The following is a 23,143-nucleotide window of genomic DNA, read 5'->3' on the forward strand; positions in this document are numbered from 1 at the left end:
GATTTTGCCGTATGTGCGTGGCTTTGTTCCGGCTACAGGCCGATGGCGGCTTATTTGCCGGAGGCCTGTTTGACGGCGGCGGCCAGGAAAACCTGCTGGTCCATGGCGTGCATGATGCGCAGGTCTTCCCACAGCGAGGTCTCCTCGTTGAGGAATTTGAGGATGAGGCTGGCCGGAAGCTTACTGAACATACTGTGGAAAACCTCCCAGGGCGCTAGCTTCTTCTCCAGCAGTACCCGTAGGAACACACTGTCATAGAAGGCGTACTTGTCAAGGATTTTATCGGCTCCCGCCAGCGGTTTCTTACCCTGCGCCAAATTCCGGGCGATAGCCGCACACTGCCGCTGGATAAAGCTGAAGGTGTAGCCCGTAGATGCCTTGGTAGCGCCGCCCGCCGTGCCGATGTTGATCACCCGCTCGCTTATACGCTTGGAGAAAGGCGCATCGGTCATCGGAATAATCCCGAACTCCTCATGCATGATTTCATAATCCGTGATACGGAGATAGTCTTGCAGATATTGCTTTATCTCGCAGTCATAGGCTTCCTGCGGCAAGGCAGCTTCTGAGAAACCGGTGTATTCCACCAGCGCCTCGTGGGCATTGACCGGCAACACGTACATGAATCGGCAGTCCTGGTGCTGCGCCACCCGAAAATCCATGAGCGTGGGTTCCTCGGGCTTGAACGTAGGTTGGGCAGTTTTGATGAAAATGCCCTTGAAATGCTGCACCAGGTAATGCTTGCCCGCTAGTTTGGGAATCTGGAAGAGAACGCTATTGAAGACGTACTGCGCCTCGTATACCGCCTTTTTACCGGTAATCACGCCTTCGGGGCTCAGAGACACAATCTCATCCTGCCGGAACTCCACGTTGGGAAAGTCCTTCATCAGGCTGAAGCAATGCTGGTAAAAAGACAGGCTGTCCAGCATTTTGTATCGATAGGGGCTAATGTCCAGCAGCGCCGAGAACTTGGGCGAGTGGAAATAAAGCTGGCTCCATTGACTTTTCAGGCAGCTTTCAAAGGGGCTTTCGCCGGTTTGCCAGAAGCACCAGGTGCGGTCGTTCTTTTGCTTGGCATCGCGGTCCAGCAGTAGAATCCGTTTGGACTGTAGTTCCGGGTGACCCAGGAGGTGGCACATCAGGCTCAGGCCCGCCGCTCCAGCTCCCGCAATGATGTAATCATACGTGAGGGACTTATCTGGCATAAAAGAATTCCACTACGTTGAGCAACAGGAAAAACACGAACTGCACCAGCAGGAAGTAGGGCGCAAAAGGGTTTCGGGAGTTTTTAAGCAGTGGAATAAGCACCAGCGCGAACAAATAACTGAAACCGTACCAGGCCAGGTAGTTCTGCAACGGAGGCGCGTGGTGGTCCCAATACCAGAAATCGAACTTCTCGCAGACCTGCTCAATCAAAAAATCTATGCTCACCGGAATAGCCGCCGCCAGGGCAGCTTTGATCCAAACAGGCCGTTGCCATACGTTCACCACCGCTACCGAGGCAAAACACAAAGCCGCCCAGTTCATGCCAATCACCAGCGGTACATCCATGAACTTATGCCCGAACGCCTCGCCGTAATGGTAGCCACCAAACACCTGTCCCGTCCGCACGCCAATGATCTCGGCAGTTAAGCCTACCAGAAACACGCCTACGGCTCCCAGCACCATCTTCACAGTAAGCCCCTGATGGTTCCAGAGCAAAAGTCCGGTGGCCAGCACCAGGTTCAAAGGCGTGTTGCTCAGAAACCACTCCCTGAAAGGCGTATAGAACCCAATAAGCCCGCACACGTGGAACAGGCAGATAATACCCACGGCCAGGTGCAGTTTTTGGACAGGAAGCGGAGCGGTGAGTTCCTTCATTCTTAGTTGAGCTTGATAAGGATAATAAAGCAAAGGCAGCTATACGATGCAGGGGCAATATAGTGAACCGCCGACAGGAAGAATTGTTCTGGCCCGAGGCTTACTTCTCCACCACCGTCACCAACAGATCTGAAGAGAACATGCTGGCCGGTGAGATAACTTTCTCCTCGTACGGAATTTGGCGCCCGTAGCGTTCGCGCATTTTAGCCTGCACCGGTTTGGCGCTCAGGTCAAAGTCTCTGAGCTTTTCCAGCTTCCCTATCTCCAGACCCGTAGCCCGCTGGTAGACTTTCCAGATGAGCTCTGAGCAATAGATTTTCTCATCAGACCACTCAAAGGTGAGGTCATAGTCTTTGCCAGCCAGTTTCTGTCCTTCTTCCTTCATCTTAGCCAACGCCGATTTGCTCAGTACTTGATCTGCGTTTTTGAGGCGTTTCACCACAAAGTGACCACCCTCGCCCCGGGCAATCCATTTAGCCAAAGGCGTGGTAGAGACCGGTTGCACGGCCTCAAAGACAAAATAGTCATTCCCGTTTTTATACACGATGCCGCAGTGGCTGTACTTAGATTTGGTGGCTAGCTGAATGGCCTGACTCTGAGCCGAGCGCGAGGTATGGAAAATAAGATCTCCGTTCTGCAATTCATTGGAAGCAGATAGTTCCTTCACCCGGTCCGCCGCTACCTCCTCGTACTCATCTGGACTGGGTTTCCCATAGCGTTTTTCCAGAAAGTAGCCAGCTGCCACTAGGGGAAGTAGTACCCATAAAGCCAGCAGAATTTTTGAGCGGAGTTTCATACCACAAGGTAATAGAATTATCTCTTTTTCTTAACAGCTAACCTATAGGGGCAATCCCTTTTGGTTGCCCAAAGGCAGTTGCGAACTTAAAGGGCAACCACCAGGGATTGCCCCTACAAACAAAAAGACCTGTGAGGTTTTGAAAACCTCACAGGTCTGAATCGTCTGATTCCGTTTAGCGCCTATTTTCTCAAAAACAGCCGCAGAACAGCTTTATAACTTTGGCTTCAGGTATTTGGCGGTATGGTTGTCTTCTTGCTTCACCAAGTCTTCCGGGGTGCCTTCAAACAGCAGGTGGCCGCCGTTAGTACCGCCTTCAGGGCCGAGGTCAATGATCCAGTCGGCGCATTTGATGATGTCCATGTTGTGCTCGATGACCAGTACGGTGTTGCCGTTTTCCACCAGGGCATTCAGGGCCGTTAAAAGCTTGCTGATGTCGTGGAAGTGGAGGCCGGTGCTGGGCTCATCAAAGATGAACAGGATGTTGCCGTTGTGCGGCGTGGCGCCTTTGGTTAGGAACGAGGCCAGCTTCACGCGCTGCGCCTCGCCACCAGACAAGGTGTTGCTACTCTGCCCCAAGCGGATGTAACCCAAGCCCACATCTTGCAGCGGCTTTAGTTTCTCCAGAATTTTGGGCTGGTCTTTGAAGAAAATCAAGCTATCGTCAATGGTCATGTCCAGCACTTCGGAGATGTTTTTCTCGTGGTACTGAATATCCAGGATGTCCTGCTTGAACTTCTGTCCGCCGCAGGCCTCGCAGGTGAGGTAGATATCAGCCATAAACTGCATCTCAATTTTCACCTGGCCCTCACCCTGGCATACTTCGCAACGGCCGCCTTCAATGTTGAACGAGAAGTGCGATGGCTTGAACCCGCGGGCTTTCGCCAGCGGCTGATCGGCGTACATGGTTCTGATGGCATCGTAGGCTTTCACGTAGGTCACCGGGTTGGAGCGCGACGATTTTCCGATGGGGTTTTGGTCCACGAACTCCACGTGCGCCACCTTGTTAATGTCGCCGGTGAGTTTGTCGAATTTACCCGTAGCATCAGCGTGGCCGCCCAAAGCTTTGATCAGCGATGGCGCCAAAATCTTCTTCACTAAGGTAGATTTACCGGAGCCACTCACGCCCGTCACTACTGTCATCACGTCCAGCGGGAACTTAGCCGACACGTTTTTAAGGTTGTTCTCGCGGGCGCCGTGTACTTCCACGCAGTTTCGCCACGGGCGGCGGGTGGCAGGAACCGGCACTTCCATTCGGCCGCTCAGGTAACGCCCGGTATAGGTATCGCTCTTCAGGAGTTCATCGAAAGTACCCTGGAACATGAGGTTTCCACCGCCGGAACCAGCTTCCGGACCGATATCCAGCACCTGGTCGGCGACTTCCATCATGCCTTCCTCGTGCTCTACCACAATTACGGTGTTGCCCATCTCCTGCAAGCTGCGCAATACTCCAATCAATTGATCCGCGTCTTTCGGGTGCAAACCAATACTGGGTTCATCCAGGATGTACATGGAGCCCACCAGCGCGCTACCCAAAGAGGTGGCCAGGTTGATGCGTTGACTTTCGCCTCCGGAAAGCGTATTAGAAAGACGGTTCAAGGTTAGGTATCCCAGACCCACACGAGTGAGATAGCTCAGGCGGTTGGTTACTTCGGTTACCAAACGGTCGGCCACGGCCATGTCATGCTCGCTCAGGTTCAGGTTCTGGAAGAAGTCCAGCGTTTTGGTCACAGGCATGAGCACCAAATCAGTGATACTTTTTCCGTCTACTTTCACGTAACTGGCGTCTTTCCGCAGGCGCGAGCCTTTGCAGTCAGGGCAGGCGGTACGTCCGCGATAGCGCGACAGCAACACGCGATATTGAATTTTATGCGTCTGCGCCGAGATGTGCTTGAAGAAATCGGTGAGGCCCCCGAAGTACTTGTTACCGGTCCAGAGCAATTCCTGCTCGTCCTCGGTGAGTTCGTTGTACGGGCGGTGGATAGGGAAATCGAAGCGCACGCCGTTCTTGAGCAAGGGCTGCAGCCACTCGTTCTGTTTCTCGGTGCGCCACGGCGCGATGGCTCCCTCGTACACCGTCAGGCTTTTGTCTGGGATGACCAGGTCAGGATCGATGCCCAACACGCTACCCCAGCCTTCGCAGGTCTGGCAGGCGCCGTATGGGTTGTTGAAGGAGAAGAAGTTCACGTTAGGCTCCTCGAACACCATGCCGTCCAGCTCAAAGCGGTTGGAGAACACGCGGGTCTCGTCACCGATCTGGATGTGGCATTCGTCGTGGCCTTCGTAGAAGGCGGTCTGCACCGAGTCTGCCAAGCGCATCTGCAGGCTTTCGTCTTCCTCGCCCTGCTTGATCACGGCGCGGTCAATCAGGATGGAAACCGTGCCTTTGGGCTCTTTCTGGCCCTCGGCGATGAGTTCCTCAATGAAAGAAACCTCGCCGTTGTAGAGCACACGGGAATAGCCTTTCTGCAGAAGCAGGTCCAGTTCTTTGCTGAGTTTCCGGTCTTTGCTCTGTTGCAGCGGCGCCAGGATCATGATGCGGGTACCGTCTTCCAGGGTCATCAGGAAATCGACCACGCTGGAAACGGTGTCCTTTTTCACTTCCTGCCCCGAAATAGGGGAAATGGTCTTGCCTATGCGGGCGTACAGCAGCTTGAGGTAATCGTAAATCTCGGTGCTGGTGCCCACGGTAGAGCGGTTGTTCCGGATGCTGACCTTCTGCTCAATGGCAATGGCCGGACTGATGCCCCTGATGTAATCCACATCGGGTTTGTCCATGCGGCCAAGGAACTGGCGGGCGTAAGAGCTCAGGCTCTCCACGTACATGCGCTGCCCCTCGGCGTAGAGCGTGTCAAAGGCCAGGGACGATTTACCGGAACCGGAAAGGCCGGTCACCACAATGAACTGGTTACGCGGCAGGGCCACGCTCAGGTTCTTTAAGTTATGGACGCGGGCCCGCTTGATGATGATGTGCTCGCGGGCGTCCAGCGCGTCCAGTTCGGTATCTTGTTGAATGAGATCTTCTGTCATATGGAATTATAGCCTCTCTAGAACAACAACCGCGGAAGAATAATTCTGTTCAGGCGGGTTTAAAACAAGCGCGAGGCCAAACCGCAAAGGTAGGCATACGCATCGGGATTTAGAAAGGGAAGCGTGGATTCCGTTTTAAGGTTACTTTCTGAAAACCAAGCCACAAACGGTTTTAGAAACTTGCGCTTTTTAGCGTGGCTTTGTAACTTTCTTTCCGTGACTCTCGCATGAGATAACTTGTCACCACATGTTTCATTTATAACCAATTACTATCACCATGGGAAAAGGAGATAAAAAAAGCAAAAAAGGCAAGATCAGTAAAGGTTCTTACGGCAACAGCCGCCCCCAGAAACCGAAGAACGAGGCCACTAAAGCCGCTAAACTGACCATCGCCGGCAAAGCATAAACCTTTTACGGCAACAGCGAGGCCCGCCAGAGAAATTCTGGCGGGCCTCGCTGTTTTAAGATTGATTCCAGAAATCGGGGCTAAAAACGAAAACAGAAGGTTCTCTGTGCAAGAAGCCTGGCCCTAGCCTAATCAGAAGGCACTCAGCGATGAAAGAAACTTTTTGTTTCCCCACCTTCCGGCATTCTTTTTATATTTGCCCGCAGAACCTCCTCCCCTGTTGTGAAAGTCAGAGTTATCTTTTTTGCGGTTTACCTCTTGCTGGGCTCCCTGCTGCCCAACTCTGATTTGCACGAGCTGTCCAAAATCTCTGACCTGCTGCAGCATTACCAGACGCACATCGCCCTGAATGGCCAGCTGAGCTTCACAGAGTTTCTGGACATGCACTACCAGGGATCCGAGAACACCCCTTCAGAAAACCACGACCGGCTCCCGCTCAAACAGATGGGCAACTCGGCGTACGACTATTTTGTGGCCATGCCGCTGCTGCAACCTTTTTTCCAGGTGCAGGAAGCGCAGGAGCCACAGCAATTCACTTCTCATCCCCAATCCCGGGTTCCTGAGGCCTTCACCGGCAGTATCTGGCAACCTCCGCAAGTGGCGTAAAACTCCTCCTTTTCTGGCTACATAAGCAGTTTGGCTAATTTAAAAAGGCCGGATCTTCTCTCTTTTGTCATCTTGGAAGGATGACAAAAAGGTCTGGTTACTTCAATCCTGTACGCAAAACGTAAAATGCGTTTCTGATCTATTTTCTGATAAACAGGCCAAAAACGCATCCTCGACTCAGGAATCAGGACTTAGAACTCAGGACTCATTGTTTGACCTCATAGCGTCCGGAGGACCTGCGAGCGTCTCCGCCAATAGCCTCAACCTCATCCTCCCAGAAACCTCTGCGCTACCACAAGCCGGAAGGTTCTCTCATCCTGCTGCTAACTGCCAAACCCGGCGAATGCAGCTTCATTCCAACGCAAGAACATGTTACAGAAGATTATAGAGTTTTCCATCAAGAACAAGCTGGTGATCGGCTTGCTTACGGTGGCTTTGGTGGCGTGGGGCGTGTACAACGTGCAGCGCCTGCCCATTGATGCCGTGCCAGACATCACCAACAACCAGGTCCAGGTCATCACGGTGTCGCCGTCTTTGGGCGCGCAGGAAGTGGAGCGCCTTATCTCTTTTCCCGTGGAATTGTCGGTGGCCAGCGTGCCGGGCATTACGGAGATAAGGTCGTTCTCCCGCTTCGGGCTGTCTTTGGTGACGGTGGTCTTTGACGAGGACCGCGACATTTACTGGGCCCGCCAGCAGATCACCGAGAAGCTGAAAGAAGCCGAGGAGCAGATCCCCGAGGGCATGGGTTCGCCCACCCTAGCCCCCGTTTCCACCGGTCTAGGCGAGATTTACCAGTACGAACTGCACCCCGCACCCGGCTTTGAGCACAAGTACAACGCCACTGAGCTGCGTTCCATCCAGGACTGGATTGTGCGGCGGCAACTGTTGGGCACCCCCGGCGTAGCCGAGGTCAGCAGTTTCGGGGGGAACCTGAAGCAATACGAAGTGGCCATCAACCCCGAGAAGCTGCGCAGTTTCAACCTCACCATCACCCAGGTGTTCGATGCGCTGGAGAAAAACAACGCCAACGCAGGCGGCGCTTACATTGAGAAAGACCCTAACGCCTACTTCATCCGGACCGAAGGCTTGGTGAAAACCAAGGAAGACATCGGGCGCGTGGTAGTCACCAACACGCCCGGTGGTGCTCCGGTGCTTATCAGAGATTTGGCCGAGGTGCGCGAAGGCTCGGCCATCCGCTACGGTGCCATGGTGAACGAGCACGGCGAGGTGGCCGGTGGCATCGTGATGATGCTCAAAGGCGAAAACTCCTCCCAAGTCATCCAGCGGGTGAAAGACAAAGTAGCCGAGATCCGGAAAACCCTGCCCGAGGGCGTGGTGCTGGAGCCGTTCCTGGACCGCACCAAACTGGTGAACCGCGCCATCAGCACGGTAGAAAAAAACCTCGCCGAGGGTGCTTTGATTGTGGTCTTCGTGTTGGTGCTGCTCCTGGGCAACCTGCGGGCGGGGCTGTTGGTGGCCTCGGTGATCCCGCTGGCTATGCTGTTTGCCATCTCGCTTATGAACGTGTTCGGCGTATCGGGGAACCTCATGAGTTTGGGTGCGCTGGATTTCGGGTTGATTGTGGATGGGGCCGTGATCATTGTGGAGAGCGTGATCCATAACATCCAGACCAGCGAGTATTCTCAGCAGGGTGTGTTCAAACTCTCGCGCAAGCAGATGGACGATGAGGTGCAGGGCTCGGCGAGCAAAATGATGGGCTTTGCGTCGTTCGGACAGATCATCATCTTGATAGTGTACCTGCCTATTCTGGCGCTGGTGGGCATTGAAGGCAAGATGTTCAAACCCATGGCGCAGACCGTTTCCTTCGCTATTCTGGGGGCGTTCCTGCTGTCGCTCACCTATGTGCCCATGATGTCATCGCTGGTGTTGAGCCGCAAAACCCAGCACAAAGAGAACATCTCAGACAAGATCATGAACGCCATTAACCGGGCGTACCAGCCGCTGCTCAACTTCGCGCTACGGGCTAAAATGCTGGTGCTGGGCATCGCCCTGGGGCTGTTCGCGTTGAGTCTGGTGCTGTTCACACAAATGGGCGGGGAGTTTATTCCGTCTCTGGACGAGGGCGATTTCGCCATTGAAACCCGCGTGCTTACCGGCAGCTCTCTCAACGAGACCATCAAAGTGGTGCAGAAAGCTTCCGAAGTCCTGAAAAAGACCTTCCCCGAGGTAGAGAAAGTGGTCACCAAAATCGGCTCTGCCGAAGTGCCTACTGAGCCCAACCCCGTGGAATTGGGCGACATGATTGTGGTCCTGAAGGAACGCTCTGAGTGGACCAGCGCCAGCTCCCGCGTAGAACTAGCCAACAAAATGTCTGAGGTACTGCACCAGAACCTGCCGCAGGCTTCCTTCGGGGTGCAGCAGCCCATCCAGATGCGCTTCAACGAGCTCATGACCGGCGCCCGGCAAGACGTGGTGCTCAAAATCTATGGCGAAGACATGGACCAACTGGCCCGCGCCGCGGAGAAAATCGGCAAGCTCATCCAACCCATTGAAGGCGCGCAGGACCTGTATATTGAGGAAATGAGCGGACTGCCGCAGGTGGTGGTGGAATACGACCGCGAGAGCATGGCGCGCTACGGCCTCACCATTGAAGACGTGAACCGCACCGTCACCGCTGGGTTCGCGGGCGAGGTTGCCGGTCAGGTCTACGAGGGCGAGAAACGCTTTGACCTGGTGGTGCGCCTGAACCAGCAGAACCGACGCGATATCTCTGACGTGCAGCGCCTCTACGTGAGCAACGCCAACGGCCTGCAGATTCCGCTGGAGCACATTGCCAAAGTGGAGATGAAGGAAGGCCCCAACCAGATCCAACGAGACGGAACCCGCCGGCGCATCACCATCGGGTTCAACGTGCGTAACCGCGATGTGCAGAGCATTGTCACCGAGATCCAGCAGAAAATAGAGGGTAAGATCAAGCTGCCGCCGGGCTACACCATCACCTACGGCGGCGAGTTCCAGAACCTGATCGAAGCAAAAAAACGCCTTTTGGTGGCCGTACCGCTGGCCCTGGCGCTCATCTTCGTGCTGCTGTTTTTCGCCTTCAAATCCATCAAGCAGTCCATTCTCATCTTCACGGCCATTCCGCTCTCGGCCATTGGGGGCATCTTCGCCTTGCTCCTGCGCGATATGCCGTTCAGTATCTCGGCGGGCGTGGGCTTTATTGCGCTGTTTGGCGTGGCCGTACTCAACGGAATCGTGATGATCGGGTACTTTAACCAGCTCAAAGCTGGCGGCATGACCAATCTGGAACAGATCATCCGGGAAGGAACGGCGGCTCGTCTGCGGCCCATCGTGATGACGGCCACGGTGGCCTCGCTCGGGTTCCTGCCCATGGCCTTGTCTTCCTCGGCGGGCGCCGAAGTCCAGAAACCGCTGGCTACCGTGGTGATCGGCGGATTGCTTTCGGCCACGCTGCTCACGCTGGTGGTGCTGCCCATCATCTACTATTTCTCCGAGAAAGGTTTGGGCGGATTGAAAAACTCGGGCACAGGCCTGAAAAAACTAAAAAAAGAAGCCGCCCTGGGCTTGGTACTGTTCTGCCTGGCTTTACCGAAGGTAGGTCAGGCCCAAACGCCGCAAACCCTTTCTTTGGCGCAGGTCCTGGAGTTGGCGCAACAGAACAACAAACAGCTACGCAGCGCAGCGCTGGAAGTGGAAATGCGCGGTGCTCTGCAGAAAACGGCGGTGGATATCCCTAAAACCGAGGTGACCTACAGCCAGGGTGAGATCAATAGCCCCGTCACCGATGACCGCATTGGCGTGAGCCAGACCATTCCGTTCCCTACCACGTGGAATGCGCAAGGCAAACTGTTGCAGGAGCAGAAAAACCTGAGCCAACAGCAACTGAACCTGCAGCAGCACGAGTTAGCTTACCAAGTGAAACAGGCGTATGCGCGCCTGGCGTTTCTGCACGGCACCGCCCAGCTGTTACAGCGGCAAGACAGCATCTTCCAGGTGTTGGAACGGGCGGCCGACGTACGGTTCAGAACCGGCGAGACCGGTCTGCTGGAGAAAACAACTGCCACCACCCAACGCCTGGAACTCACCGACCGGATACGGCAGAACCAAACGGCCTTGTCCGTAGCCCAGGCGCAACTGAACGCCTTGATCCAGGCACCCGAGCCCCTGGTAATCACCCCGGAGCCGTTGCGAGCAGACAGCACCACTATCGGCGCTGCCGCCCTTGAAAGTCACCCGCTGCTTTCTGTGTACCAGCAGCAGATCACCGTGGCCGACCGCGAGCAACAGGCCGAGAAAAGCAAACTGGCGCCGGATATTACCTTGGGCTACTTCAACCAATCGTTGATTGGCACCTATGACATCAACAGCCGCGTGGAAACGGCAGTAGACCGGGGCCGACGGTTCCAGGGCGTGGAAGCAGGATTGGCGGTGCCGCTGTGGCAGGGACCGCAGCGGGCGCGGGTGAAAGCCGCCGCGCTGGGCAAGCAGGCCGCCGAGGCCACGCTGCAAAACCAACAGTACCTGCTGCAGAACGAATGGCAGGCTGCCCAGGCCACGCATCAGCAACTGCGCCTGAGCCTGCAGTTCTACCAGCGACAAGTGCTGGGGAACGCCCGCCTGGCCCTCACACAAGCTGATAAGGCTTACCGTAGTGGCGAGGCCAGTTACCTGAGCTACCTGCAAGCCGCCGACCAACAGCTGCGTACCCAACAGAACTACCTTCAGCTCCTGCTGGATTATCAATTAAACGTCTTTCAACTCCAACACTTAGGAGGCAACTAACCATGAGAACATCTTTTTTCACGTATAGCCTGGCCGGGCTTCTGCTGTTCTCGGCCTGTTCTGAGAAAAACACCCCTGAAACGCCTACAGCTGAAACTGCTGCTGCGCCAGTAGAAACGCCTGAGCTCATCACCCTCACCCAGCAGCAGATGCAGAACGCCGGCGTGGAACTGGGCTCGCCCACGCAACAGAAACTGGGCAACACACTGCAGCTTTCCGGTGAAATAGACGTGCCACCCACCAGTTTGATCAGCGTCTCGGTGCCGTACGGCGGATTTGTGAAATCCATGAACCTGCTGCCGGGCCAGCACATCAACAAAGGCCAGGTTCTGGCCACCCTCCAGCACCCCGATTACGTGCAGCTGCAGCAGGATTACCTGGACACCCGCGCCCGCCTGCAGTTGGCCAACCTGGAGTACCAGCGTCAGCAGGAACTCACCCAGGAGAAAGTAAGTGCTCTCAAGAACCTGCAGCAAATCAAAACCGAGCGCGAGGTACTGCAGAACAGCCTGGCCGCCCTGCGCGAGAAACTGCTCATGATCAACATCAACCCGGCGCGCCTGCAGAACGGCAAAATCAGCCGGAGCATCAACATCACCTCGCCTATCAACGGCTTCGTGAAAAACACACTGGTGAACGTGGGCAAAATGGTGAACGCCTCTGATGTGCTTTTTGAACTGGTGAACACCGATGACCTGCACCTCAAACTCAACGCCTTCGAGAAAGACGTGCCTTACCTGAGCCCGGGCCAGCGCCTCACCTACACCCTGCCCAACGATCCCGCGCCCCGCACCGCCGAAATCATCCTGGTAGGCCACAGCGTGGAAGGCGACAAAACCGTTCCTATCCACGCCCACCTGGACCACCACGACGAACATAAACTGCTTCCCGGCATGTACGTGACCGCCACCGTCCAAACCACTGACCGTACCGTTACCGCCCTCCCGGAAAGCGCCGTGGTTCAGTTCGATGGCACGCCCTACGTGTACGCCAGCCCCGGCAACCGCCAGTTCAAACGGGTAGAGGTAAAAACCGGCCTCAAAGGCAACGGCTATGTGGAAGTGCAGCTTCCGGCAGAACTACAATCCACCAGCAGCATTGCCGTGAAAGGCGCGCACAACCTGCTGGCCATGCAGGAGAACAAGGAGGAGGAAGAATAGGTGGTATAGACGCTCGCAGGTCTCCGGACGCTACGATGTCAACCAATGAGTTATGAGTTATGAGTCTTGAGTGCTGAGTTCTGAGTCGGGAATGTGTTTTGGCGTTGGCCTGAGGAAAAGAGGCCGTAAATGCAAAAACCTGTGAGGTTCTCAAAACCTCACAGGTGTAGTCACCCACGCAGCAAATGCCTGCTCAAAAGACCTCGTAGCGTCCAAAGGACCTGCGAGCGTCTCCGCCAACTGCCTTGATTATCGCACATTATCTAGGGAGCAAATAGAGCCCTTCCGCAACTTCATCCCATAACAAAGCCCCTGCTTTTGACCTGCTTTTCAGAAATCAGGGCAAAAGCAGGGGCTTTGCTTCTTATAAACCTACTACAAACTCAGCTTCCGCAGTTTATCCGCTTTCCAGGCAGTGAAGGCCACAATCAAAATCGTCATAGTGCCGCCGAACACCACCGAGGGCACTACGCCCAGCAGCTTCGCGGCTAGGCCTGATTCAAAAGACCCGATCTCGTTGCTGGAGCCCACAAAGATGTTGTTCACGCTGGAGACGCGGCCTTTCATGTGCTCCGGAGTGAGCGTATGGATCAAGGTGGACCGGATGATCACCGAGACGCTGTCCAGCACGCCGCTCAGCAACAGCATCCCAAACGATAGCCAGAAGATCTCTGATAAGCCAAACACGATGATGCACGCCCCAAAACCCGCAACCGCCCACAGCATTTTCTTCCCGGCGTTGAAGGTAATCGGCCGGTAGGCCATGAACAAGGCCATAGTTACGGAGCCGATAGCCGGCGCGGAGCGCAGCAAGCCCAGGCCCTGCGGCCCGATCTCGAGGATATCCGAGGCGAACACCGGCAACAGAATCACGGCGCCGCCGAAAAGTACCGCAAACATATCTAGGGCCAGCGCGCTCAGGATGATCTGGTTCCCGAACACGAACCTCAGTCCGGTCTGCAGGCTTTCCTTGATCTTGAGTTTAGGACCCTCGCTCACTGGCAGCGGCCGGGCGGCGATAAACGTGTACAGCAGCAGCGACAGCAGCACCAGTGAGGCATCTACCCCGAATGCCGCCGTTACCCCACCAAAGGCATACACCAAACCACCGATGGCCGGGCCCGCCACGGAGCCCGCCTGCCAGGTGGTGCTGCTCCAGGTGATGGCGTTGGCGTACAGTTTACGGTCTGGCAAGAGTTGCGGCATAAACGCAAAGACGGCCGGCCCCATGAACCCACGGGCAATCCCGCTCAGGAAAATCACCGAGTAGATGGGCAGCGTCCCGAAAGCGTGCAGGATTTTACCAACATCCAAGGTGTAGAACAAAAGCGCCAACGAGCAGAAAAGCAGCACGCTCAGAACCGTGATAATGATCCGCTTGCGCGGGATGATATCGGCTACGTGGCCCGCGTACAGTGCCACTGTGATGGACGGAATGGCCTCTACTAAGCCTATCAAACCTAGGGAGAAAGGGTCTTTGGTGATGTCATAAATCTGCCAACCTACTACTACGGCCTGTATTTGCATGGCCAGCGTGATGCAGAAACGGGCAGAAACAAACAATCTAAACTCGGGGATACGGAGGACGGCGTACGGATCATGCCGCTCCTCCTGATTGGGGGTGGTTGTGGTCACAGGTTAGGAAATCAAGAAGGCAAAGGTATTGCATTTTTCAATGGAATACGGTTATTCTGCCTCGGGAGTGAACGCCTCGGAGAATATAGATGTTCCCTATATTCTGAGTCTACCTATAATTTAACAAGGCAAATAGACTTGGTTGTGCGTATTGTTTGTAAGTTTACCTCACTAAACGTCCCCCCTATGTCTCCATTATTTCTAGATGCCATTGCGTTGACCTACCGTCCAGACCTGGATGTGTTGATTCTTCGCTGGCCACAACCTGTGTACGCCTTCACAGCCAGGGAAGTGTACCAGCAAGTTTTGGAGTTGGCCAAGGACACCCATGCCCGCTACTGGCTGTTTGATGTCAGAAGCCGAGGCCCACTCTCCCAAGTAGATGTTGAGTGGCTTCGTGAAACCTATTTCCCCGCTTTACACGGTCAATTAGGGCATATCACCCATGTAGCTTACCTGGTGTCACCTGCACACGCCAATGATTTAGAAACAAAGTCCTCAGCAGCGCAGATGAGAAGCCTGCCCTGGTACGGACAAGGTGCAGATTTTGAAGGCTTCACCTCAGAAACCCAGGCGTTGCTTTGGTTAAAGAAATGTCAGTTAGTGGAAGTAGAGAACTAAGCTTTTGCCATAGATTTCAAATAACGGCCCCGAAAGGAAGAATTCTTTTCGGGGCCGTTTCATTTTGCCTCTCACTGTAAAGCCGTTTTGCAGGCATTTTCAGAAAATCGGCTTAAAAACAGGTGGTGCATTTTTAAGCGTGGGCTAACTGGCATGTCTATACTTCAAAGTCATGGATAGGCTTTTTCTGGAAGCTGTAGAACAGGTAGAAGAGCGCCGGCAAAATAAACACGCTGCCCAGCACCAGGGCCCAACCCAAGGCATTAATGGTAGCCGCCGGCGCCTGGGTCTCCAGCAAAGACAGGTGGTCACCGCTGCGCAGCAGGATAAAATCGGGAAAATGGGCCCACCCGATGGCCAGCAGAATCATGGTCACCTGGAACCCCGCCAGCACCCGCAGCACCTTTCCCTGACCCCGCCCCAGCAAGAACCACAGCAGCGCCAGTGACAATGTGGCCAGCACAATAGCGGTAAAAGAGATCGCATTCCCGAAAAGCCACTCCAGCAGCGGCACGCCTTCTACCTGGGCGGCCACAAACACCAGGGCTCCGCAAACCACCGCCACTATGTTCAAAATCAGGGCTTTCTCCACAAATCGGCGCCGGTCCTGCTCCTCGGCTTCGCCGATGAGATAGATAGCCGCCAAAAATCCGCAGAGCGCCACCGTAAAGAGCCCCACCGCCACCGAGAACCAATGCAGCCAGCTGAACACGTACGCATCCAGGAAATTATCGGCCTGCACATCTATATGCCCCGACACCGCACTACCTGCGATGATGCCCAGGAACAGCGGCGTCAAAAAGCTGGAGTACACGAAGATGTTGTTATAGACCACCTGCATCTCATCCACTACAGCGTCATAGTGCCGGAACACGAAGGCCGTACCGCGCGCGATAATGCCAATGAGCAGCAGCACCAGCGGAATATGCATGTACACCGACATGGTAGAATAGATCCTGGGGAAACCCACAAACAGAATTACGATGGCGATGATAAGCCACATGTGGTTCGCCTCCCAGATGGGCCCGATGGCGTGGTACATGGTGGTGCGGGTTTTCCTGATGTTGCGGCGGTGGGTGAACAGTTCTATGATTCCGGCCCCAAAATCGGCGCCGCCCAGCAGAAAGTACAGGAGAATACCCAGGCAGAGAAAAGCGATGACAACGTATAGCATGGCCTAAGGATTAGTGGGCAACGGGCGTTGGTTCCGGGGTGACGTCATACAGCGTGGGCACGGCCTTGATCTGACGGTACAGCAGATAGGCCACAACCAGACTCAGAGAAAAATAAATGCCCGCGAACAGGTAAAAAGAATAGACGATACCCGGCATCGGCGTCACCGCGTCGGCGGTGCGCATGATCCCGTACAGAATCCAGGGCTGACGGCCTACCTCGGTCACGGTCCAACCGGCTTCAATGGCGATGAACCCCAGCGGAATGGCCAGCACAAACAACCGCAGCAACCAGGTACTATAGAGCCATTTCTTTTTCTTCCAGAGCGCCAGCAAGTACAGCAGTGACACCAGCATCAGAAACGAGCCCAGCCCCACCATAATTTGAAACGCGATGTGCGTTACCAGCACCGGCGGTTGGTCTTCTTTCGGGAATTTGTCCAGTCCGGTGACTTCCTGCTCAAAATTACCATGGGCCAGGAAACTAAGCATGCCGGGGATCTTGATAGCGTAATTCACCTGTTTTTTGCCTTCATCGGGCAGGCCGCCCAACACCAGTGGCGCCGATTTCTCAGTGTGAAAGTGCGCCTCCATGGCAGCCAGCTTGGCCGGTTGTCGTTGGGCCACGTCCTTTGCCGAGAGATCGCCAGAGATGGGCTGCAGAATGGCCGCTACCGCCCCGAAGATGGCGGCAATCTTAAAGGCCTTGGCGTGGAATACCACGTTGTGCTTTTTCAGGATCATGAGCGCGTGCAAACCAGCCACGGCAAAACCTGTAGCCGTGAAAGCCGCCAAGGTCATGTGCAGAGCCTGCGTGAACCAGGCATTGTTGAACATGGCTTTGATCGGGTCTATGTTCAGGTATTGGCCGTTCACGTAGTCAAACCCGGCGGGGCTGTTCATCCAGGCGTTGGCGGCCACCACCAGAATGCCCGAGGCTAGTCCGCTCACACCTACCACTACGCCGGTAAACCAATGGAACCATGGGTTGAACCGTCCCCACCCGTACAGGAAGAAACCCAGCGCAATGGCCTCAATAAAGAAAGCCGTCCCCTCCAATGAGAAAGGCATCCCGAAGATAGGTCCAGCGTGCTCCATGAACCTAGGCCAAAGCAACCCCAACTCAAACGACAGCATGGTACCGGAGACCGCACCCGTAGCGAAAAAGATAGCCACGCCCTTGCTCCACGCTTTGGTGAGCCGTTTGTAGACATCTTGGTGGGTGGTTAAGTAGCGATAATGGGAAACGGCCATGAAGAAGGGCATGACCATGCCAATGCAGGCATAAATGATGTGAAAACCCAGCGACAGCGCCATCTGTGACCGGGCGGCAAAAAGGTCATCCATAGCAAAAGGGATAAGTGGGTACTCTGCCTAAAGCGGTGGAAAGGTAAGACAGGAAGTAATAGCAGGACAGGAAAAAGAGATATTTCTTACAGAGTGGTTTTAAATGTTTTGGGTGTTGGAGGAGGTGCACTCGTAGTCCGCTTTTGCTGGCGTGGCGCCGCAGCTTGCGTAGGTGCATAAACATTATTGTTTCATTGCTACTCTCCGTGCGCTCACGGCCGCGGGGCCCCGCCTTCCGGCCTCGCGCTGCGCCAGCTTCCTTTGCTCCCTTCGGTCGCAATGCCTAGCGGCAACGGAACCTGACAAGGCGCTCAACCGAAAGGCTGGAAAAGGAAATATGATTATAGGAGCGCCTCAGACCTCACAGGTTTTGAAAACCTGTGAGGTCTTCTGTATTTGCTATGGTTCAAGTCTGTGACTTGGACCTACTATGACCGGCAGTTCGCAAAGCCGTGAGGCACTAGCCTCAGAACCACTTATTGGGTCAGTTGGCCGGCTGCTTCACGGTCTCTAACTCCACTTTTATCAATAGAAGATTTTCCCTAGAAGGAGCGCAGGGGAATGTTTCTATCAACTGGCCATGGCTTTTCTATTATCATTTCCCACATTTCACCCCTGTTTTCAGAAAAACGGCCCTAAAATGACCACGGGCATTTCGCCGGAGGGCACTATTGCGTAACCTTGCCTTGTTAAAAAATGGGAGCTATCTGCTTCCGCGAAGGACATGAACAGAGAATTGAAATCTGATATAACCACTGAGGAAGACATCAGGATACTGGTGGATACTTTCTATGACCATGTGAACCAGGATGAATTGCTGGGGCCCGTGTTCAACGAGTTTGCCAAGGTAGACTGGGACCACCACTTGCCCATGATGTATGCTTTCTGGAGCACAGTACTGTTTGGCTCCATGGCGTACAAAGGCCAACCTTTTCCCAAGCATTTCGCACTGCCTATTGACCGCACGCATTTTACCCGCTGGATTGCGCTTTTCACCCAAACCGTGGAAGAACTGTTTGCCGGCGATATGGCTGAACAAGCAAAACAGAAGGCTGCCAGCATTGCCAATATCTTCCAGATGAAGATGGGCTTGTAGGCTACTCCGCTGGTCAAGCCCTGAAGCGTTTGAGGTCTGATTTTACAGAATCAGGTCTGAAACACCTACGCATGTATACAACAGAGATGCCCCTGGCTTAAGAAAGAAATACCTATAAAGCAGCAATGGAAGCCTTTGAGAGGCTTCCATTGCTGCTTTATAGAGGGTATATTGCTAGATGACATGGGTAACGTTTACCTAAAAACGTGGCCCGCCATTCGGGAAGAGAAAAGAAAAAGAAAGTGGGCGATTTTGCATTCCAACAACACTTCTTCGTACATCGCCGCACTTCCTTATTTCATTTAAGTACAATTTTCATACCAACATCAATCACTGCTGGCCCATATTCATCTGCACAGATTTTTCGGCTTTCAATAAAGCCAGCATCTGTTTTGCCGGAACGTAGGCATCGCGTTTGTGCTGGATCAGGGCACGCTTTATCGCAAATTTCCGGTATCCTATGCCACCTATCACTATCCCTAACGGAATTAGAAAAGCGGCAATCCACATGGAAACCGTGGAATTAAAAAACTGGTGCAAGGAAACTCCCGCAATAATGAGTGAAAGCGATGTTCTCAGGTAAGCCAGGAACGTCCGCTCGTTAGCGAAAGAGGTACGCTCAATGGCCAACGTATCCTTGATTTCGGCATTGGCTTTCTCCTTCACTTTAAGGTCCTTCTTTACCTCCTCCCTAAACTCCGGCGTCATGCTAAATTCATATTCCATACACAGGTTTATACGACCTCATTTTCAAGATAGATGCGCTATATTTTTAACTTTTCAAAGAACCTTTCTGCATCTTTTATTTAACCCACCTGCAACAATGGAATTTCGGCAGGCCTCTACCCCATCATCTAGATAGCAAATCCCGTATATAGAACCTGATTCAAACACACACCTATGAAAAGAACCGTTCTATACCGCTTATTCTTCTTTTTGGCTTTTACCGGCATTTCCCAACTGGCCTGGGCGCAGCAGACTTCAGATTCGCTCATCACGCGGTCCAACATCAAAGACAACACCATCTTCTGGCAACAGGGGAAACTGGTGCAGCACCGGGGCGGCAAACTCTATGAAGTACAGGAACCCGTACAGTACAGCAACGGAACCGTGGTATCGCCATCTGGCCAGGTGAACCTGTCCGGCGGTAAAACCTACACGCTCAAACAAAAGAACGCTGTGAACCCGCAGGGCAAAGTGGTATTGGTGGCTGATGACATTTTCACCCACAACACTATTATAGAACACGAGAAGAAAGTAGTAGGCGATACCGAGGTGCGCATTCTAACGGTAGACGGCCAGATAGTATCGGCGGGAAACCAAAAGCAGAAGGTCACCTACACCCTGGCGCAGGAGAAAAGGATACAGTTTCTGGAGCAGATTGTGAAACTGCAGGAACAGCGCAACGCCTTGCTGGAAGCCAACCTTACCGCCCAGGAGCGGAAAAGCATTGAAGCTTACTACAATGGCCTGAACAAGCAACTCACCTCTGTAAACCAGCAGCTACAGGCAATTTCTCCCCCAGTCAAGTAATTCTTACCTATAAGCTCCCGTTTCCTTGAATCCGCCTTTACCTCCTAAGCTCGCCGCCCTGAAAGTCAAGCGCCCCTGGGGAAGGTTTCGTGATATCCTGCTCATCTGTTTTGGGATCTGCTCCGCGGGCGTAGGCCTCAAAGGCTTCCTGATTCCCAACCATTTCATCGACGGTGGGGTAACTGGCCTTTCCATGCTTGTGTCCAAAAGCTCGGGGCTTCCGTTGCCGCTCTTGATTCTCTTTATTAATGCCCCGTTCCTGATTGCCGGCTACACGCAGGTGGCCCGCTCCTTCGCGCTCAAAAGCCTGCTTGCGGTAATGGGCTTGTCGGTTCTTCTGCTTACCATAGAATTTCCTATCATTACCCATGACAAACTGCTCACGGCGGTGTTTGGCGGGTTCTTTCTGGGGGCGGGCATTGGCCTGTCTATCAGGGGTGGTTGCGTGCTGGATGGCACCGAGATCATGGCGCTGCTTTTGAGCAAACGCACCAGCCTCACTATTGGCGACGTGATCTTGATCATCAACCTCTTCCTTTTCCTAGGCGCGGCTTTTCTGTTGGGCGCGGAGCCGGCCATGTACTCGGTGCTTACTTATCTCACCGCCTCCAAAACCATTGACTTTATCATCAACGGGATTGAGGAATACACCGGCGTCACCATTGTATCGGTGCACAGTGATACCATGCGGCAAGCCATCCTGACCCAGCTGGGCCGGGCGGTGACCATCTATAAAGGTCAGCGTGGTTTCACCGGCGAGGAGATTGACATCCTCTACTGCGTGGTGACCCGCCTGGAGGTACAAAGGCTGAAAACCCTTATCAATGAACTAGATGCCGGGGCCTTTATTATCATGCACAGCATTAATGATACCTCGGGCGGCATGATCAAGAAAAGACCGCTGTCGCACTAGCCCAGCCCGGACAAAGTCAATTTATCTCATTTTTATTGGGGCGGGAAACCTGAGATTGTTACTTTTGTTTTTCGGCCCAGGATCTTTGAAGAAGAATCTGGCCTTTGTGCTTCCTTTTTCAAAAAGCAGGCAAAAAACTTTTCAGGAGTTTTATAGCGTCAAACCCTAGTATTTTTTGGTGGTTTGAGGCCTTAAAAACCGCCAGAATGGGCGCCTGCTGCCTTTTACTGGTGTGATATTTGAGGCGGTTCCATTTTCTGCGTTTAACTGTTTTAAAGCGGGTTTATGGAAAAGGGCTCTAAAACGAAAAAAAAGTTTTTCAGAATATTTTTCGGCGTTGCATTTCAATGCCCTATTTTCTATATTTGGTAATCACATAAAACCAATCTTAATAACCTAACCTCACAATATGGCATAAACCTCTACGTTACCTTATTTGTAGATTTAGATGAATACAGTACAGCTAAATGATTCGGCGTTAGTAACGTCGTATATCGCTGGTAACGAGAGCGCCTTTGAGGAATTGGTTAACCGCCACAAGAGCAAGGTTTACACCACTATTCTGCTTATAGTAAAAGATACCTACACAGCCGAAGACCTGCTACAGGAGACTTTTGTGAAGGCTATCCATACCATGAAGAGCGGTCGTTACAACGAAGAGGGCAAATTTTCATCCTGGATCTGCCGTATCGCCCATAACTTGGCTATTGATTACTTCCGTCGGGAGAAACGGAGCCCAATGATTACTTTGGAAGACGGCAGCAATGTGTTCAACACTTTGAGCTTCTCTGAAGAATCAGTGGAATCCATCCGGATCAAAGAGGAAACGCATGCCCGTTTGCGGGAACTGATTCAACAGTTGCCGGCTGCGCAGAAAGAGGTGCTGATCATGCGCCACTACGCTGACATGAGTTTCCAGGAGATTGCAGAGGCTACCGGTGTAAGCATTAACACGGCTTTGGGCAGAATGAGATACGCATTAATTAACCTGCGGAAAAAAATGTCCAATGATAAAACAGCCTATGACCAAAACCTTTACTCATCATGATCTAGTACAGTACCTTTATAACGAACTGCCTAAAAAGCAACGTCTGGCCCTGGAAGAAGCCTTAATGGTGGACCAGGTACTAGCCGAAGCCTGTGCTGATCTGCTCCTCACCCAGCTTAGCTTGGAGGAAGCGCTCACCGTACCAAGCGAGCGGGTCACCGACGCTATCATCAGTTACTCCAAAACTGTAAGCCTGCATCCGTAAAAATCAAGATTAAGTAAAACAAGAAGCCCTGGCTACTACCAATAGTCAGGGCTTCTTGTTTTAAGCCTGTTTTTAAAAAAAGAGCATTTTTATAGATACTGGCCAATATTATCACGGCTACGCTTAATCATTCAGCTGATTCTTGCGCCTTGCAATTGAATATATTGCATTTGGAATGTAAAGGAGAAAACAATGTTAACCCGAACGGTTAGATTATTGAGCGCAAGTGGTTTTAAGCATTATCTTTGAAGGTTATTTAAGACCAACTTCGGCAACCGAAGGGTAAAAGACAAGACCCTGAGAATGCCTTATCCACTCCATACCAAACCAATGAAGAACACGTTCGGCTTGCCGATTATACCAGAGAATGAAGAAGAGAGACTGGACAAATTGCGGAGCCTGTACATTCTGAACACCCACCGTGAGGAAGGCACTTTCAAGCACATCGCCAGCATGGCCGCCCATATGTTTTCTGTACCCATTGCCCTGGTAAACCTGGTAGACAGTGAGTTTGTGTACACCAAAGCCAGCGCGGGAATGGAAGTCACCCCTCCGGTACCCAGGGGCACCAGCCTTTGCTCACTTGCCGTACTCAAAGATGGGGCCACTGTTTTTGAGAACGCACTGGGAGAACCCTGCCTTCTGGCCAATCCTATGGTGACGGGCGAGTTTGGGCTACGCTTCTACGCCGCAGCCCCTCTAAGAACCAACGATGGCTTTAATATTGGCGCGCTCTGCATTGTAGACAAGGAACCAAGAGGATTCTCAGAGGCCGACCAGCGGGTGCTGGAGAGCCTAGCCTCCGTAGTAATGGAGAACATAGAGCGGGGCACTACCTAAAAACAAAGCCATTGAATTCTGAATGAATGAAGCCATTCTCTACCACTTTCCAGAGCAGGCAGGTGGCCAGAAGAATGGCTCATGTCTTTGTTAACCCGCTGAGAACCTTTTCTA

Annotated in this window: 19 protein-coding genes; 11 read left to right on the plus strand and 8 right to left on the minus strand. The window is 53.3% G+C overall.

What is annotated here, in order from left to right; genetic code table 11:
* Positions 1-50: 50 nt before the first annotated feature.
* The 4 genes from J3P35_RS00165 to uvrA form a co-directional block, all read right to left on the minus strand.
* On the minus strand, positions 51-1,202 hold the full coding sequence (locus J3P35_RS00165) for a lycopene cyclase family protein (RefSeq protein WP_210461941.1): 1,152 nt from the start codon (positions 1,200-1,202) through the stop codon (positions 51-53).
* The gene (locus J3P35_RS00170; RefSeq protein ID WP_210461943.1) at positions 1,192-1,857 is read right to left on the minus strand and encodes a carotenoid biosynthesis protein; all 666 of its coding nucleotides are present in this window, start codon (positions 1,855-1,857) and stop codon (positions 1,192-1,194) included. Before J3P35_RS00170 ends, J3P35_RS00165 begins: the two co-directional genes overlap by 11 nt.
* Before the next feature lie 100 nt (positions 1,858-1,957).
* Positions 1,958-2,653, minus strand: a complete 696-nt coding sequence (locus tag J3P35_RS00175; RefSeq protein WP_210461945.1) for a YiiX family permuted papain-like enzyme — start codon at positions 2,651-2,653, stop codon at positions 1,958-1,960.
* Between the two features lie 213 nt (positions 2,654-2,866).
* Entirely contained in the window at positions 2,867-5,683 is a 2,817-nt protein-coding gene (gene uvrA / locus J3P35_RS00180) for an excinuclease ABC subunit UvrA (RefSeq protein ID WP_210461947.1), read from the minus strand.
* Positions 5,684-5,960: 277 nt separating this feature from the next.
* Between uvrA and J3P35_RS00185 the strand changes: the two genes are divergently transcribed.
* The 4 genes from J3P35_RS00185 to J3P35_RS00200 all read left to right on the plus strand — a co-directional run bounded on the left by J3P35_RS00185 (position 5,961) and on the right by J3P35_RS00200 (position 12,619).
* Positions 5,961-6,089 (plus strand): 30S ribosomal protein THX, encoded by a 129-nt coding sequence (locus J3P35_RS00185; protein WP_210461949.1) that lies wholly within the window; start codon positions 5,961-5,963, stop codon positions 6,087-6,089.
* Between the two features lie 222 nt (positions 6,090-6,311).
* The gene (locus J3P35_RS00190) at positions 6,312-6,695 is read left to right on the plus strand and encodes a hypothetical protein (RefSeq protein WP_210461951.1); all 384 of its coding nucleotides are present in this window, start codon (positions 6,312-6,314) and stop codon (positions 6,693-6,695) included.
* 369 nt (positions 6,696-7,064) lie between these two features.
* Positions 7,065-11,459 carry a CusA/CzcA family heavy metal efflux RND transporter gene (locus J3P35_RS00195; protein WP_210461953.1) on the plus strand — a complete coding sequence of 1,465 codons (4,395 nt, stop codon included), beginning with the start codon at positions 7,065-7,067 and terminating at the stop codon, positions 11,457-11,459.
* A 2-nt stretch (positions 11,460-11,461) separates the two neighbouring features.
* Entirely contained in the window at positions 11,462-12,619 is a 1,158-nt protein-coding gene (locus J3P35_RS00200; protein WP_210461955.1) for an efflux RND transporter periplasmic adaptor subunit, read from the plus strand.
* A gap of 375 nt (positions 12,620-12,994) precedes the next feature.
* Here the strand turns inward: J3P35_RS00200 and J3P35_RS00205 are convergent, their stop codons facing one another.
* Positions 12,995-14,254 carry an MFS transporter gene (locus J3P35_RS00205; protein WP_210461957.1) on the minus strand — a complete coding sequence of 420 codons (1,260 nt, stop codon included), beginning with the start codon at positions 14,252-14,254 and terminating at the stop codon, positions 12,995-12,997.
* A gap of 186 nt (positions 14,255-14,440) precedes the next feature.
* On the opposite strand from J3P35_RS00205, the gene J3P35_RS00210 reads away from it, so the two are divergent.
* Positions 14,441-14,875, plus strand: a complete 435-nt coding sequence (locus J3P35_RS00210) for a hypothetical protein (RefSeq protein WP_210461959.1) — start codon at positions 14,441-14,443, stop codon at positions 14,873-14,875.
* Positions 14,876-15,032: 157 nt separating this feature from the next.
* On the opposite strand, the gene J3P35_RS00215 is transcribed toward J3P35_RS00210, so the two are convergent.
* Both J3P35_RS00215 and J3P35_RS00220 read right to left on the minus strand, forming a co-directional pair.
* Complete coding sequence (locus J3P35_RS00215; RefSeq protein ID WP_210461961.1) at positions 15,033-16,049, minus strand: cytochrome d ubiquinol oxidase subunit II; 1,017 nt, start codon at positions 16,047-16,049, stop codon at positions 15,033-15,035.
* A gap of 10 nt (positions 16,050-16,059) precedes the next feature.
* Positions 16,060-17,394, minus strand: coding sequence for a cytochrome ubiquinol oxidase subunit I (locus J3P35_RS00220; protein ID WP_210461963.1), 1,335 nt, complete (start codon positions 17,392-17,394; stop codon positions 16,060-16,062).
* A gap of 724 nt (positions 17,395-18,118) precedes the next feature.
* On the opposite strand from J3P35_RS00220, the gene J3P35_RS00225 reads away from it, so the two are divergent.
* Positions 18,119-18,490: a group III truncated hemoglobin gene (locus tag J3P35_RS00225; RefSeq protein ID WP_210461965.1), complete on the plus strand. Its 372-nt coding sequence runs from the start codon at positions 18,119-18,121 to the stop codon at positions 18,488-18,490.
* Between the two features lie 330 nt (positions 18,491-18,820).
* Here the strand turns inward: J3P35_RS00225 and J3P35_RS00230 are convergent, their stop codons facing one another.
* Positions 18,821-19,216, minus strand: coding sequence for a YidH family protein (locus J3P35_RS00230; RefSeq protein WP_210461968.1), 396 nt, complete (start codon positions 19,214-19,216; stop codon positions 18,821-18,823).
* Positions 19,217-19,390: 174 nt separating this feature from the next.
* Here J3P35_RS00230 and J3P35_RS00235 point away from each other — a divergent pair, with 174 nt between their 5' ends.
* From J3P35_RS00235 to J3P35_RS00255, 5 genes are all read left to right on the plus strand, one after another.
* The gene (locus J3P35_RS00235) at positions 19,391-20,023 is read left to right on the plus strand and encodes a DUF6799 domain-containing protein (protein ID WP_210461970.1); all 633 of its coding nucleotides are present in this window, start codon (positions 19,391-19,393) and stop codon (positions 20,021-20,023) included.
* A 25-nt stretch (positions 20,024-20,048) separates the two neighbouring features.
* Positions 20,049-20,936 carry a YitT family protein gene (locus J3P35_RS00240; protein ID WP_246849878.1) on the plus strand — a complete coding sequence of 296 codons (888 nt, stop codon included), beginning with the start codon at positions 20,049-20,051 and terminating at the stop codon, positions 20,934-20,936.
* A 448-nt stretch (positions 20,937-21,384) separates the two neighbouring features.
* A complete protein-coding gene (locus J3P35_RS00245; protein ID WP_062543751.1) occupies positions 21,385-21,984 on the plus strand; it encodes an RNA polymerase sigma factor in 600 nt (199 codons plus the stop codon).
* Complete coding sequence (locus tag J3P35_RS00250; RefSeq protein ID WP_210461972.1) at positions 21,959-22,189, plus strand: hypothetical protein; 231 nt, start codon at positions 21,959-21,961, stop codon at positions 22,187-22,189. The genes J3P35_RS00245 and J3P35_RS00250 overlap by 26 nt, the downstream gene beginning before the upstream one ends.
* 330 nt (positions 22,190-22,519) lie before the next feature.
* A complete protein-coding gene (locus tag J3P35_RS00255; protein ID WP_210461974.1) occupies positions 22,520-23,029 on the plus strand; it encodes a GAF domain-containing protein in 510 nt (169 codons plus the stop codon).
* Positions 23,030-23,143 lie beyond the last annotated feature (114 nt).

Origin of the sequence: Rufibacter roseolus, from assembly GCF_017916365.1 — a bacterium.
Taxonomy (GTDB): Bacteria; Bacteroidota; Bacteroidia; order Cytophagales; family Hymenobacteraceae; genus Nibribacter; species Nibribacter roseolus.

Bases quoted from the DNA above. Each gene is read 5' to 3' on its own strand.
- J3P35_RS00230 (WP_210461968.1), bottom strand. From the start codon at position 19,216: ATGGAATATGAATTTAGCATGACGCCGGAGTTTAGGGAGGAGGTAAAG.
- J3P35_RS00210 (WP_210461959.1), top strand. From the start codon at position 14,441: ATGTCTCCATTATTTCTAGATGCCATTGCGTTGACCTACCGTCCAGAC.
- J3P35_RS00235 (WP_210461970.1), top strand. From the start codon at position 19,391: ATGAAAAGAACCGTTCTATACCGCTTATTCTTCTTTTTGGCTTTTACC.
- J3P35_RS00165 (WP_210461941.1), bottom strand. From the start codon at position 1,202: ATGCCAGATAAGTCCCTCACGTATGATTACATCATTGCGGGAGCTGGA.
- J3P35_RS00200 (WP_210461955.1), top strand. From the start codon at position 11,462: ATGAGAACATCTTTTTTCACGTATAGCCTGGCCGGGCTTCTGCTGTTC.
- J3P35_RS00185 (WP_210461949.1), top strand. From the start codon at position 5,961: ATGGGAAAAGGAGATAAAAAAAGCAAAAAAGGCAAGATCAGTAAAGGT.
- J3P35_RS00255 (WP_210461974.1), top strand. From the start codon at position 22,520: ATGAAGAACACGTTCGGCTTGCCGATTATACCAGAGAATGAAGAAGAG.
- J3P35_RS00175 (WP_210461945.1), bottom strand. From the start codon at position 2,653: ATGAAACTCCGCTCAAAAATTCTGCTGGCTTTATGGGTACTACTTCCC.
- J3P35_RS00170 (WP_210461943.1), bottom strand. From the start codon at position 1,857: ATGAAGGAACTCACCGCTCCGCTTCCTGTCCAAAAACTGCACCTGGCC.
- J3P35_RS00225 (WP_210461965.1), top strand. From the start codon at position 18,119: ATGAACAGAGAATTGAAATCTGATATAACCACTGAGGAAGACATCAGG.
- J3P35_RS00250 (WP_210461972.1), top strand. From the start codon at position 21,959: ATGACCAAAACCTTTACTCATCATGATCTAGTACAGTACCTTTATAAC.
- J3P35_RS00245 (WP_062543751.1), top strand. From the start codon at position 21,385: ATGAATACAGTACAGCTAAATGATTCGGCGTTAGTAACGTCGTATATC.
- J3P35_RS00220 (WP_210461963.1), bottom strand. From the start codon at position 17,394: ATGGATGACCTTTTTGCCGCCCGGTCACAGATGGCGCTGTCGCTGGGT.
- J3P35_RS00195 (WP_210461953.1), top strand. From the start codon at position 7,065: ATGTTACAGAAGATTATAGAGTTTTCCATCAAGAACAAGCTGGTGATC.
- uvrA (WP_210461947.1), bottom strand. From the start codon at position 5,683: ATGACAGAAGATCTCATTCAACAAGATACCGAACTGGACGCGCTGGAC.
- J3P35_RS00215 (WP_210461961.1), bottom strand. From the start codon at position 16,049: ATGCTATACGTTGTCATCGCTTTTCTCTGCCTGGGTATTCTCCTGTAC.